General features: G+C 65.5%; 10 protein-coding genes. 9 read left to right on the forward strand and 1 reads right to left on the reverse strand.

The window, feature by feature from the left end; genetic code table 11:
• The first annotated feature begins 157 nt into the window (after nucleotides 1–157).
• A complete protein-coding gene (gndA, locus tag CH274_RS09305; protein WP_094657297.1) occupies nucleotides 158–1,609 on the forward strand; it encodes an NADP-dependent phosphogluconate dehydrogenase in 1,452 nt (483 codons plus the stop codon).
• A 66-nt stretch (nucleotides 1,610–1,675) separates the two neighbouring features.
• On the opposite strand, the gene CH274_RS09310 is transcribed toward gndA, so the two are convergent.
• A complete protein-coding gene (locus CH274_RS09310) occupies nucleotides 1,676–2,146 on the reverse strand; it encodes a DUF4262 domain-containing protein (RefSeq protein WP_094657187.1) in 471 nt (156 codons plus the stop codon).
• Nucleotides 2,147–2,291: 145 nt separating this feature from the next.
• Between CH274_RS09310 and CH274_RS09315 the strand changes: the two genes are divergently transcribed.
• The 8 genes from CH274_RS09315 (at nucleotide 2,292) to CH274_RS09355 (ending at nucleotide 13,674) form a co-directional block, all read left to right on the forward strand.
• A complete protein-coding gene (locus CH274_RS09315; protein WP_045195113.1) occupies nucleotides 2,292–3,596 on the forward strand; it encodes a DEAD/DEAH box helicase in 1,305 nt (434 codons plus the stop codon).
• Nucleotides 3,593–4,489, forward strand: coding sequence for a DMT family transporter (locus tag CH274_RS09320; protein ID WP_094657188.1), 897 nt, complete (start codon nucleotides 3,593–3,595; stop codon nucleotides 4,487–4,489). The genes CH274_RS09315 and CH274_RS09320 overlap by 4 nt, the downstream gene beginning before the upstream one ends.
• Before the next feature lie 11 nt (nucleotides 4,490–4,500).
• Nucleotides 4,501–5,937 carry a GuaB1 family IMP dehydrogenase-related protein gene (locus CH274_RS09325; protein WP_032398129.1) on the forward strand — a complete coding sequence of 479 codons (1,437 nt, stop codon included), beginning with the start codon at nucleotides 4,501–4,503 and terminating at the stop codon, nucleotides 5,935–5,937.
• A 347-nt stretch (nucleotides 5,938–6,284) separates the two neighbouring features.
• Nucleotides 6,285–7,664, forward strand: coding sequence for a hemolysin family protein (locus CH274_RS09335; protein ID WP_032398130.1), 1,380 nt, complete (start codon nucleotides 6,285–6,287; stop codon nucleotides 7,662–7,664).
• Nucleotides 7,657–8,793 carry a hemolysin family protein gene (locus tag CH274_RS09340; protein ID WP_094657189.1) on the forward strand — a complete coding sequence of 379 codons (1,137 nt, stop codon included), beginning with the start codon at nucleotides 7,657–7,659 and terminating at the stop codon, nucleotides 8,791–8,793. The genes CH274_RS09335 and CH274_RS09340 overlap by 8 nt, the downstream gene beginning before the upstream one ends.
• On the forward strand, nucleotides 8,794–9,705 hold the full coding sequence (locus tag CH274_RS09345) for a 3-methyladenine DNA glycosylase (protein WP_094657190.1): 912 nt from the start codon (nucleotides 8,794–8,796) through the stop codon (nucleotides 9,703–9,705).
• Nucleotides 9,706–9,770: 65 nt separating this feature from the next.
• Nucleotides 9,771–11,945, forward strand: a complete 2,175-nt coding sequence (locus CH274_RS09350) for a malate synthase G (protein WP_094647995.1) — start codon at nucleotides 9,771–9,773, stop codon at nucleotides 11,943–11,945.
• A 67-nt stretch (nucleotides 11,946–12,012) separates the two neighbouring features.
• Nucleotides 12,013–13,674 (forward strand): substrate-binding and VWA domain-containing protein, encoded by a 1,662-nt coding sequence (locus tag CH274_RS09355; RefSeq protein ID WP_256993510.1) that lies wholly within the window; start codon nucleotides 12,013–12,015, stop codon nucleotides 13,672–13,674.
• Nucleotides 13,675–13,677 lie beyond the last annotated feature (3 nt).

Here is a 13,677-nt window from a genome sequence, read left to right on the forward strand (position 1 = left end):
GGTTCGTCACCGTGAGGTCGTGATCCGACCCGAAATGCACGAACGGGTGCCGCATTCTTCGCGAATGCGGCACCCTTCGTCGTTGGCGGTGGCCGGCTTCGACACCGGCCGGGGGGGTTGGCTCGCGCGAAATCTCGCGGCAAGGAAAGCTGTCTGTATGACCTCAGCAGCAGAACCGACAGAACTGGCTCAGATCGGAGTCACCGGACTCGCCGTCATGGGCTCCAACATCGCCCGCAACTTCGCCCATCACGGTCACACCGTCGCATTGCACAACCGCAGCGTGGCCAAGACCGATGCCCTGATCGCCGAGCACGGCACCGAGGGCAACTTCATACGCACCGAGACCATCGAGGAGTTCGTCGCCGCCCTCGCGAAGCCGCGCCGAGTGCTCATCATGGTCAAGGCAGGCGACCCGACCGACGCCGTGATCGAGGAACTTGCAGGCGCGATGGAGGAGGGCGACATCATCATCGACGGTGGCAATGCCCTATACACCGACACCATCCGGCGCGAGGCAGCCATGAAGGAGCGCGGACTGCTCTTCGTCGGTGCCGGTATCTCCGGCGGCGAAGAAGGCGCGCTCAACGGACCGTCGATCATGCCGGGCGGACCCGCGGAGTCCTACAAGGCCCTCGGACCGCTGTTGGAATCCATCGCAGCGCAGGTCGACGGCACGCCGTGCTGCACCCACATCGGGCCCGACGGCTCCGGCCACTTCGTCAAGATGGTCCACAACGGCATCGAATACGCCGATATGCAACTCATCGGTGAGGCCTACAACCTGTTCCGTGACGCGCTCGGATACACGCCCGCTCAGGTAGCGGACGTGTTCACCGAGTGGAACAACGGAGACCTCGAGAGCTACCTCGTCGAGATCACCGCCGAGGTTCTCCGCCAGGTCGACGCCAAGACCGGTCAGCCTCTCGTCGACGTGATCGTCGACGCTGCAGAGCAGAAGGGCACCGGTCGCTGGACCGTCAAGGCGGCTCTGGACCTCGGCGTTCCCGTCACCGGTATCGCCGAGGCCGTGTTCGCTCGGGCTCTGTCGGGGTCACGCGCTCAGCGCAAAGCAGCCGTCGGACTCGCCTCCGGAACACTCGCCGACAAGCCGACCGACGCAGAGCAGTTCACGCACGACATCAGTCGGGCTCTCTACGCGTCCAAGATCGTCGCCTACGCACAGGGCTTCGATCAGATCTCCGCGGGCAGCACCGAATACGACTGGAATCTGCATCCCGGTGACCTCGCCACGATCTGGCGTGGTGGCTGCATCATTCGCGCTCGGTTCCTCGATCGCATCAAGGACGCGTACGACGACAACGCCGAACTGCCCAGTTTGATCCTGGCCCCGTACTTCCGTGATGCCATCGAGAACGCCATCGACAGCTGGCGTCGAGTGGTCATCACCGCGGCTTCACTGGGCATTCCGGTCCCTGCGTTCGCGTCCTCGCTCTCCTACTACGACGCGTTGCGGGCAGAGCGTCTACCTGCCGCTCTGACACAGGGTCAGCGGGACTTCTTCGGGGCGCACACCTACGAGCGAACCGACTCGGAAGGAAAGTTCCACACCCTGTGGAGCGGCGATCGTTCCGAGATCGAAGCCTGACCGAGAAGCTTCCGCCGGTGGCGCTGCGTTCACCACGCAGCGCCACCGGTACAGCACGGGAACCGGTCAGCCGGGTACCGGCCCGAGAATCGGTTGGACCACCGTCGACGGGATCCCTTCCCACGGCAGTGCACCTTCCAGGTCCTTCCACACCGCCTGCACCGCACTGAAGCACCCCTGGCCGTAGACGTCGGAGGCTGCGTACAGAATTTCCGCACAGTCCGGTACGTCGATGGTGAAAAGCTCGAATCCTGCTGCAGTGCAACCGATTCCGGATTCGAGCTCGATCATTCCCGAGGCCACCGCGGCGCCCAGCGAATTGAGAATTCGCGAGGACTCATGTGGCCCGCGTCCGGTCATGACGATCTCCGGGCTGCCGAAATTCGTAAGACCGACCGTGTAGCAGAACGCCGGATGGATACCGTCGAGATCGATTTCCGATTCCACGTACTGCAAGGCCCACCCACACCTGTCGATGGTGCGTTTCACACCTTCGATGTACTCGTCGACGCTGTAGCCCTGACACATCTTGCACATAGCTCCCCCACACTCTGCGTGCGATCGCCCCCTCGGCGATCACGGTGCCGAACGCCGATCGAACGTGCGTTCTACTCGAAGTATTGCGCGGGGCACCGACAAGAAGATTCCGACGGGTGGTCGACGCAGCGGTAGGGTCACAGCCATGCCGGGTCAATCCGTTCGATCGTTCGCAGAACTGGGACTGCCCGTGGTTCTCGTCCACTCGCTCAGGAAAGCGGGTGTCTCGGAGCCGTTTCCGATCCAGTCCGCGGCCCTGCCCGATGCGCTCGAGGGCCGCGATGTACTCGGCCGTGCTCCGACCGGATCGGGAAAGACTCTCGCGTTCGGGCTTCCGTTGCTCGTGCGGCTTGCCGGTCGTCGCAGTGAGCCAGGTGCTCCGCGTGGACTCGTGCTTGCTCCCACTCGCGAACTCGCGCTCCAGATCCAGGAAGTCCTCGACATCCACGGTGCGACGTTCGGCCTACGCAGCGTCGGTGTGGTCGGCGGCGTCCCGCTCGAGCGCAATGTCCGAGAGATCCAGCGCGGAATCGACATCGTGGTTGCCACCCCCGGGCGCCTCAACGACCTGCTCGCCCGACGCTCGATCACGTTGAATCGCGTGGAGGTGACCGTGATCGACGAGGCGGATCGCATGGTGGACATGGGATTTCTGCCCCAGGTCGATTCGCTCCTCGCCGCGACACCGGCCGGCGGGCAGCGACTGCTGTTCTCGGCGACCCTGGACGAGGACGTCGACCGCCTGGTCGAGAAGTTCTTGAACGATCCGGCCGAACATTCGACGGCGGAGTCGGTCGGCGAGCCCGACATCGCGCACTACGTGTTCAGGGTCGACGCTGCCCGCAAGACCGAAGTAGCTGCCGCACTTGCCAACAGGGACGGTCGCACGCTGCTGTTCGTCCGGACCACTCACGCGGTCGACCGACTCACCGACGACTGTCGCCGTCTGGGTGTATCGGTATCGTCGTTGCACGGCAACAAGACTCAGGCTCACCGCACACGCTCGCTGGCCGCTTTCGGCGACGGCGAGTCGACCGCGCTGATCGCCACCGATGTCGCAGCACGGGGGGTTCACGTCGACGACGTCACCCTCGTGGTTCACGTCGACCCACCGTTGGACTCCAAGGACTACGTGCACCGCGCGGGCCGCACTGCGCGCGCCGGAGCCAGCGGAACCGTCGTGACGTTGGCCACCGCCGATCAGCTCGATCACGTGCGTGCGATGGCCGGCGACGCCGGTGTCTCGGCGACGGTGATCGACACCGAGACCGATCCCACCTCGTGGCGTCGGTTGACGGGGGCGCGTACCCCCATCGGCCGACCGCTCCCGGCCGAGGCGGCGGAATCACCCGCCCCTCGTAGTTCGCGGCGTGGTGCCGCACCCGCCCGACACGAGCGACCCGGGCGTTCCGGAGGCAGGCGAGGCGGCACCCGAGGACGACGCGGGTGACCGCCTCCTGGTTGTCGATCCTGCTCGCGCTGGTGTCGGCATTCCTGTTCGCCTCTGCGTCGGTGGCACAGCAGAGCGCCGCCGCGTCGGTTCCGGAGGGAACGTCGCTGCTCTCGGCTCTGATCCGAAGCCCGAGATGGTGGGTGGGCGTACTCGGGGACGGCGGCGGCTACGCGGTTCAGATCGCTGCACTGTGGGTCGGTTCGGTGTTGGTCGTGCAGCCGTTGCTCGTCACCGCCCTGCTGTTCGCACTCCCGATGTCGGCGAAATTGGCGGGCCGGGCACTCCCGGTTTCGACGTGGGCACTCGCCGTTCTCCTGGCCACCGCTCTTGCGGTGTTCATCGTGGTCGGCGATCCCAGTGAAGGCAATACCGACGCCCCGCTGGCCGATTGGATCATTCCGCTGATCATCGCCGCGGTCGTGATCGGTGGCGCCGCGGTGGGCGGGCTCGTACTGCGAGCGCCCGGCGCGCGGGCTCTGTTGCTCGGAGCCGCGGGAGGGCTGCTGTTCGGTCTGGCTGCGGCTCTGACGAAGTTCGTCGCCGATCTGGTGGAGAGCGACCTGCTCGGGACCCTGGCAGCCTGGCAGACCTACGCGCTGGTGGGATCCGGAGTTCTCGGGTTCTATCTGCAGCAGCGAGCCTTCCAGGTCGGTCCGCTGTCCGCGTCACTACCGGCGGTCACGATCGGCGAACCACTCGGCGCGGCGTTCATCGGCATCACGGTCCTGGACGAGCGAATCAGAACCGACGGGACGTCCCTCGCCGTCATCGCCGTAGCGGTGTTCGTCATGGTGGTGACGACGATTCGACTGTCTCGGACCCAGGCGTCGACCCGCATCGAAACGGAGACAGGGGACGGGGCTTCGGCCCCGAATGCGCCCGACCGGTAGTCTCGATCAACGTGCAGTTCCTCGATGGTCACCTTCCGCCCTACGATCTCACCTACGACGACGTCTTCCTCGTCCCCAACCGAACCGACGTCACGTCCAGGTTCGACGTCGACCTGAGCACGGTCGACGGTTCGGGCACCACCATCCCGATCGTCGTGTCGAACATGACCGCGGTGTCGGGACGGCGGATGGCAGAGACCGTCGCACGTCGCGGAGCGATCGCCGTGATCCCGCAGGACCTGCCCACCGAGGCCGTCGCCGAGACCGTCGCATTCGTCAAGAGCCGTGACCTGATCGCGGACACACCTGTCGTCCTCGGCCCCAATGCGTCCGTGTCCGACGCCTTGGCGCTGGTGCACAAGCGCGCACACGGGTCGGTCGTGATCGTCGAACACGGCAAGCCGATCGGAGTGGTGACCGAGAGCGCCTGTGCCGACGTCGACCGATTCGCTCGACTCAGTTCCGTGGCGTCGGCCGATTTCGTGCGCGCTCCTCGCCATGCGTCGCCCCAGGAAGTCTTCGAGCTGATGGAAGCGGCACATGCCCATCTCGCCGTTGTCGTCGAGAACGACGGCTCCCTGGCCGGTGTCGTGACCAGGACCGGTGCCGTTCGGACCGGTATCTACGCGCCCGCGGTCGACGCGTCGGGACGCCTGCGCATCGCTGCCGCCGTCGGTATCAACGGCAATGTGGCGGAGAAGGCGACCGCACTGGTCGAGGCCGGTGCCGATGTGCTCGTCATGGACACCGCGCACGGCCATCAGCAGAAGATGCTCGAAGCCCTCGCTGCTGTGCGCTCTCTCGATCTCGGCGTTCCCCTGGCGGCCGGCAACGTGGTGTCCGCCCAGGGGACACGCGATCTGGTGCAGGCCGGCGCGGACATCGTCAAGGTCGGCGTAGGACCGGGCGCGATGTGCACGACGCGAATGATGACCGGCGTCGGACGCCCCCAGTTCTCGGCTGTGGCCGATTGTTCGGCTGCGGCAGCCGAACTCGGGGCTTCGGTGTGGGCCGACGGCGGTGTGCGCCATCCCCGTGACGTTGCTCTCGCGCTGGCCGCCGGTGCTGCGAACGTCATGATCGGCTCGTGGTTCGCCGGCACCTACGAGTCGCCCGGCGACCTGCGAGTCGACGCATCCGGCAATCGGTACAAGGAGAGCTTCGGCATGGCGTCCAAGCGAGCCGTTGCCGCCCGCACCGCCACCGACGGCGCGTTCGACCGGGCCCGGAAAGCCTTGTTCGAGGAGGGCATTTCCAGTTCGCGGATGCGCCTCGATCCCGATCGGCCGGGTGTCGAGGATCTGATCGATCACATCTGCGCCGGAGTTCGCAGTACCTGTACGTACGCGGGAGCCCGTTCGCTCCCGGAGTTGGCCGAACGAGCCGTTCTGGGAGTCCAGTCCGCCGCCGGATTCGCCGAGGGGCGGCCCCTGCCCTCCGGGTGGTGACGATCGGACACGGTTAGACTCTCGCCTACAGCAGACACAGTTGTTCGCGCTCGTCACTCGTCGACAATTCGAGCAATCGATTCTCGGCGTGTGGCCTGACGTCGGCTTCCCATGAACATGGACCGCAACGCGAACCGACAGAAGGGAATCAGGTGCCCGAGGCACCCACTATCTCGGTTGCCGTCACGGCAACCGCAGAACAACACGACGACGGTTCCACTTCGGAGGGATCCTCTATCGAGCCGGGAGAGAAACCCGGCGAACACGATTTCGGCAGCCACGTGCACTCCGGCGGCGCAATGCTCCTGTCTCAGCTTCGACGGCCTCGGCTCAGGCGGAGTTGACGCGTGGAACTTCTCATCACCATCGCCAGCCTGCTCGGTTTCGTGGCCTTGACGGCCGGCACCGCGCTGTTCGTCGCGGCCGAGTTCTCCCTCACTGCCCTCGAACGCAGTGCGGTCGAGTCACAGGCCGACAACGGTGACCTCCGCTCACGCCAAGTTCTGCACGCCCACAAGACTCTGTCGTTTCAGCTGTCCGGTGCCCAACTCGGCATCACCATCACCACGCTGATCACCGGTTATCTCGCCGAACCGGTGCTGGCCGGTTTCATTCGGCCGGTGGCCGACGCACTGGGCGCATCCGAGACCCTCGCCGCCGGCATCTCGCTCGCAGTGGCGCTGATCCTGGCGACCTCGTTCTCGATGATCTTCGGTGAGCTGGTTCCCAAGAACATCGCCATCGCTAAACCGATGTCGACCGCTCGCGTCACCGCCGGTGCGATGGCCGGGTTCTCACTGGTGTTCAAGTGGGCCATCAACGGACTCAACGGCTCGGCGAACTGGCTGGTGCGCCGGCTCGGAATCGAACCGGCGGAGGAACTGAGATCCGCTCGGTCGCCGCAGGAGCTGGGTTCGCTGGTCCGCACGTCGGCGCGGCAGGGGTCGATCGACGAGAACACCGCCCGACTGGTGGACCGGTCGTTGCAGTTCGGCGATCGCACGGCCGAGGAACTGATGACGCCGCGAGTGAAGATAGAAACACTCGCCACCGACGCGACCGTGGCCGATCTGATCGAAACGGCTGCGCGGACCGGCTTCTCACGTTTTCCGGTGGTCGACGGCGACCTGGACGACACCGTCGGCGTCGTTCACATCAAGCACGCGTTCACCGTCGCCGGGGCGCACCGACGGTCGACGACGGTCGAATCCCTGGCCCGCGACGTTCCCGTCGTACCGTCCAGTCTCGACGGCGACGCAGTGATGGAGCGGGTACGCGCCGACGGTATGCAGGTCGCGCTCGTCGTCGACGAGTACGGCGGCACCGCGGGCATGGTCACCATGGAGGATCTCATCGAAGAGATCGTCGGTGACGTGCGCGACGAACACGACGAGCCGGAACTCGATGTCTCCAGATCGGGCGACGGATGGGACTGTGCAGGGCTGCTGCGTATCGACGAGGTCGCGTCGGCCACGGGGTATTCGGCACCCGAGGGCGAGTACGAAACCATCGGCGGTCTCGTGCTGACGGAGTTGGGTCGTATTCCGACCGAGGGGGATGCAGTTCTGTTGCCTTCCCCGGCGAACGAGGATCCACTCGAACGAGACGGCGGCTGGGTGGCCCGGGTGCTTCGGATGGACGGCCGCCGCATCGACCGGGTGGTTCTTCTGCCCGTCGACGCGGCTGCGGTGGCTCGGATGAGGTCGGAGGGTGAGATCGATGGGTGATCTCCTCGGCGTCGGTCTAGCCGTCCTGTTGCTCGCCGGCAACGCATTCTTCGTCGGGGCCGAGTTCGCCCTGATCTCGGCCCGGAGGGACCGCCTCGAAGCCTTACTCGCGCAGGGCAAGAAGCGTGCGCAGAGCGTCATCGAGGCCGGTCAGAACCTGTCGCAGATGCTTGCGGCGGCCCAGCTCGGCATCACGATCTGCTCGATTCTTCTCGGACGCGTGGCGGAGCCTGCGGTGGCACACTTGATCGAGGTGCCGCTCGAGGCAGTCGGTATTCCCGAGTCCTTCCTGCACCCGATCGCCTTCGCCATCGCGTTGACGCTCGTGGTCGTTCTGCACATTCTCATCGGCGAGATGGTGCCCAAGAACATCGCCATCGCGGGTCCGGAGAGCACTGCCATGGTTCTGGTGCCCATCCATCTGCTGTTCATCAAGGTGGCACTGCCGCTGATCTCGTTCTACAACATGTGCGCCAACCTGACCCTTCGGCTGCTGCGGATCGAACCCAAGGACGAGCTGAGTTCCTCGGTGTCTGCGGTCGAGTTGTCGCAGATGATCGGCGAATCACGATCCGAGGGGCTGATCGATGCCGAGGAGCATCGACGACTGCGGCAAGCCCTCGAGACGTCCGGACGGACCGTGGCCGAGGTCCTGATTCCCTCTCACCAGGTTCGCAGCATCGAGTTGTCCGGACCCGAGCACACCCTCGGACCCACACTGGGCTCCGTCGAACGCGCCGTCATCGAAACGGGATTCTCTCGTTATCCGGTCCGCGACGCCTCGGGGGCACTCGTGGGCTACCTGCATCTGAAGGACGTACTCGAAGCCATGGCCGACGAATCGGCAGGACCGGACACGGTCATTCCGCGCAGCGACGTGCGAGCACTACCGGTGGTCTCCATCGACACCGTGCTCGACGACGCACTGACCAAGTTGCGTCGGGCCAGCAGCCATCTCGGTGCCGTGCACGACGCGACGGGTGCCACGGTCGGCATCGTCGCGCTCGAGGACCTGGTCGAGGAGTTCGTCGGAACGGTTCGGGACGGCACGCACCGGGTGGCCGGTCCGCGTCCGGGTCAATCGTCGTCCAGCTTCAAGTCTGCGGCCGCTCCCCCACGGAACGTGTGAATGCCCGACTCGACGATGAGCGAAGGACAGTGGACCTCCCGCCGTGCCGCGCACGCGGCACGGGTGGAGGACCTCGTCGGTGACTATCTGACGGACCGGGGCCACGGCGGCGTGCATCCGGTACTCGATTTCCTGTTCACCTACTACAGCCACCGCCCGGGTCAGCTGCGTCGATGGAATCCAGGTCACGGCGTCGTCCTCACCGGTGATCGCGCGCAGGATTTCGCGGCGTTCGCGTCCTACGAGGAGGTCGACACCGACGACGGACCGGGCTTTCGGGTGCGGTCGGATCTGGTGGAGCGTCGACGATCGAGCATCGAATTCACCCTCGGCCTGCTCGCCGCAACCCGAGACAGGCAACCGGTGCTCGGCTGTTTCGGACTGCACGAGTGGGCGATGGTCTACCGCGGGGGCACCTCGGCACAGCGGCACGAGCAGGTGCCACTGCGCCTGGGGCACGAGGGAACCGACGCCGTGGTCGATTCGATGACGTTGCGCTGCACCCACTACGACGCCTTCCGGTTCTTCACCCCCGATGCAGCGCCGCGCAACGCTCTCCCGCTGTCACCGGAGTCGCGTCTGACATCCGAGCAACCCGGTTGTATTCATGCCTCGATGGATCTCTACAAGTGGTGCTACAAGCTGGGGCCACTGATCGATTCCGAGTTTCTCACCGATTGCTTCGAGCTGGCCCTGCACGCGCGAACGATCGACATGCGCGCGAGTCCGTACGACCTGAGCGGCTTCGATCTCGAACCCATTCGGATCGAGACACCGGCCGGACGAGCCGAATACGTGCGCGCGCAGGGAGAACTGTCGAGCGAAGCGGCACCTCTGCGCTCGGCGTTGATCGCTCGATGCCAGAATTTACTGGTCGGCGGCGAGTTCGGCGTCGGACCTACCGCCGAGTAACATCGACAGCGTTGTCGTGGGGACACCGGTCACCGGTGTCCGTGACCGGAAAGAGTGAGGAATTCATGACCGATCGTGTGCAGGCTGGTGGACTTCAGGTCGCCAAGGTCCTATTCGATTTCGTCGAGAAGGAGGCGCTGCCGGGTACCGACGTAGAGTCCGATGCCTTCTGGGCCGGTGCCGCGTCGGTGATCGCCGATCTCGCTCCCAAGAACAAGGCACTGCTGGCGGTCCGCGACGAGATCCAGGGCAAGGTCGACGCCTGGCACGGCGAACACGCGGGCCCGAACTACGATCGCGCCGCCTACAAGGCATTCCTGAAGGAGATCGGCTACCTGCTCGACGAGCCGGCAGACTTCCAGATCAGCACGTCCGGTGTGGACACCGAGATCACCACGACCGCAGGCCCGCAGCTGGTGGTGCCGGTCCTCAATGCCAGGTTCGCGATCAACGCGTCCAACGCACGGTGGGGCTCGCTGTACGACGCTCTCTACGGAACCGACGCCATCCCCGAGACCGACGGTGCCGAAAAGGGCACCAGCTACAACAGGGTCCGTGGCGACAAGGTCATCGCCTTCGCGCGGAACTTCCTGGACGAGGCGCTGCCCCTGAGCTCCGGCTCGCACGTCGGTACCACCGGATACGTCGTCGATGCCGCCTCGCTTACGGTGACCCTCGCCGACGGCAGCACGGTCGGGCTGAAAGATCCGGCACAGCTGCTCGGCTACCAGGGCACCCCGGACGCACCGTCGGCAATCCTGTTCGTGCACAACGGCTTGCACTTCGAGATCCAGATCGATCCCGAGAGCCCGATCGGCGAGACCGACGGGGCAGGCGTCAAGGACGTCCTGCTCGAGTCCGCTGTCACCACCATCATGGACTTCGAGGACTCCGTCGCGGCCGTCGACGCAGACGACAAGGTTCTGGGGTATCGCAACTGGCTCGGTCTGATGAAGGGCGATCTGACCGAGGAAGTCTCCAAGGGAGGCAAGACCTTCACCCGTGCGATGAACAAGGACCGCACGTACACCTCGGTCGACGGTTCGGAACTGACGCTGCACGGTCGCTCGCTGCTGTTCGTCCGCAACGTCGGTCACCTGATGACCTCGGATGCGATCCTCGATGCCGACGGCAACGAGGTGCCCGAGGGAATTCTCGATGCTCTGTTCACCTCGCTCGCCGGCATGCACTCGCTGACCTCGGACAATGTGCTGTCGAACTCGCGCACCGGTTCGCTGTACATCGTCAAGCCCAAGATGCACGGACCGGACGAGGTCGCGTTCACCGCGGAGCTGTTCGGCCGTGTCGAGCAGGTTCTCTCCCTGCCGGCCAACACGCTCAAGGTCGGCATCATGGACGAGGAACGCCGCACGACGGTCAACCTCAAGGCGTGCATCCAGGCTGCGTCCGAACGAGTCGTGTTCATCAACACCGGCTTCCTCGACCGCACCGGCGACGAGATCCACACCTCGATGGAGGCAGGTCCCGTCGTACGCAAGGGAGCAATGAAGGGCGAGAAGTGGATTGCCGCCTACGAGGATTTCAACGTCGACACCGGTCTCGCCGCAGGCCTCGAGGGCAAGGCGCAGATCGGTAAGGGTATGTGGGCCATGCCCGATCTGATGCACGACATGCTCGAGCAGAAGATCGGCCACCCCAAGGCCGGGGCCAACACGGCGTGGGTTCCCTCGCCCACCGCTGCGACCTTGCACGCCCTGCACTACCACAAGGTCGATGTCTTCGCCCGTCAGCACGAAATCGCACAGGCCAAGCGCGCCACCGTCGACGACATTCTCGAAATTCCTCTCGCACCGTCCACCGACTGGACCGACGAGGAGAAGCAGAACGAACTCGACAACAACTCGCAGTCGATCCTGGGCTACGTCGTGCGGTGGATCGACCACGGCGTCGGCTGCTCGAAGGTTCCCGACATCAACGACATCGCACTCATGGAAGACCGTGCGACGCTGCGCATTTCGAGTCAATTCATCGCGAACTGGCTGCGCCACGGCATCGTCACCGAAGATCAGGTGCGCGAGTCGCTGAAGCGGATGGCCCCGGTGGTGGACCGTCAGAACGAATCCGATCCGACGTACAAGCCGTTGGCTCCCGACTTCGACACCAACATCGCTTTCCAGGCTGCCAGCGACCTGATCTTCCAGGGCACCAGCCAGCCCAACGGCTACACCGAGCCGATCCTGCATCGTCGCCGACGGGAGTACAAGGCCGTCAACGCCTGACGGACTTGTCGATCACGTGGGTGAACATCGGAACACAGGGCGCGGGCGTTCGATAGCCGCCGGACCCGTGATCGTCGTGATCACGATCGCGGTGCTCGCTGCGGCCGTGTTCGGATGGTTTCAACTGCGGGATCGAATCCTCGATCAAGGGGTCGAAGCTGCCGACACCTGTGTGGAGGGATCGGCGGTGCTCACTGTCGCCGCCGATCCCGACATCTCCGGGCCGGTCGAACAATTGGCTGCTCGGTTCAACGACACCGCACCGGTGGTCCGTGATCACTGTGTGACGGTGCAGGTTCGAGCCACGGCCTCCGATGCCGTCCGGATGGCCTTGAACGCCGGTATCGACAACTGGGACGTCGGAGCACTCGGCGCTCGGCCGGGCCTGTGGATACCTCAATCGTCGGGCGACGTCGCGGCCGTGACCGACCGAGGAGCCCTCGACGGCACCCCGCGGCCACTCGCGGCGAGTCCGGTGGTACTCGCGGTGCCGTCCGCCCTGGCCGACTCTCTCACGTCGGTGAGTTGGGCCGACCTGGTCCGCCTGCAACGCGACCCACAGGCGCTCGGCCTCGGCGAGTGGGGCGCACTCCGTCTCGCACTGCCGACCGGATCCGATGCCGGCGCAACCACACTCGCGCTCGCCGCCATCGCTGCCGGGGTACGCGGCGATCCGGCCACTGCACTGACCGTCGACCAGGTCTCGTCGAGAGAACTGGTCTCGGCCGTGTCGGAGCTTGCCGTCACCGACACCGGAGCCTCCGCAACGTCTGCATCCACAACCTACGACTCACTCGCCGCCCTGGAGAGTTCGCCCGGCCCCGACGCCCCCGTCCACGCTGTTCCGGTCACCGAACAGCAACTGGCGTCGACCGATTCGTCGACGTTGACCGCCGTTCGACCTCAGGGCTTCACTCCCGTTGCCGATCATCCCGCGGCCGTACTCTCGGGCGACGAGACCTCGACCAGGGCGGCCGCCGCATTCGTCGCTTTCGTCCGCCAGCCGGACGGCGCGCAGCTGCTCACGGATGCGGGCTTCGGCGTCGGCGAAACACAGAACTCCGGCACCGTCGCTGCTCCCTCCGGACCGGTTGCCGACGCGCTGCTGGACGTGCTGCGAAATCCGGTCCTGCCGCGTCGAGCCACCGTATTGCTCGACGTGTCCGAGTCGATGGGCACGAGCGAGGGCAGTGCGACTCGGCTGCAGAACACGGTTCGCGCCCTCGGCGAGCAGTTCCAGCGAGTACCCGATTCCACCGAGCTGGGCCTGTGGAGCTTCAGCGAGGATCTGGACGACTCGCTCCCCTATCGCGTCGACGTTCCGACCGGCCCGATGGCGGCTCAGGTCGCGGCGGCTTCCAGGCGCGACGCGCTGAATTCCGGTGCAGCGGCGTTGACACCGGAATCCGCGTCGTATTCCGCCCGGTCGTTGCTGGCCGCCTATCGCGATGCCGTGGCCGGGTTCGTCCCCGGACGCGTCAATTCCGTGGTGCTGATCACCGACGGTCCCAACGACGACCCATCGCTGTCCACCCAAGACCTGCTCACCGACCTGAACTCGGCATCCGATGCCGAACGTCCGGTCGCAGTGAACGTGGTGATGATCGGCGACAACACCGACGCGACCGCGTTCACCGACATCTCGGCCCGGACGGGCGGCACCGCGACGACCGTGCCGACGTCGGATTCTCCGGATTTCTTCGATCTACTCGGAAAGTTGTTGTACTAGAAC

Source organism: Rhodococcus sp. 06-418-5 (assembly GCF_002258285.1).
Classification (GTDB): domain Bacteria; phylum Actinomycetota; class Actinomycetes; order Mycobacteriales; family Mycobacteriaceae; genus Rhodococcoides.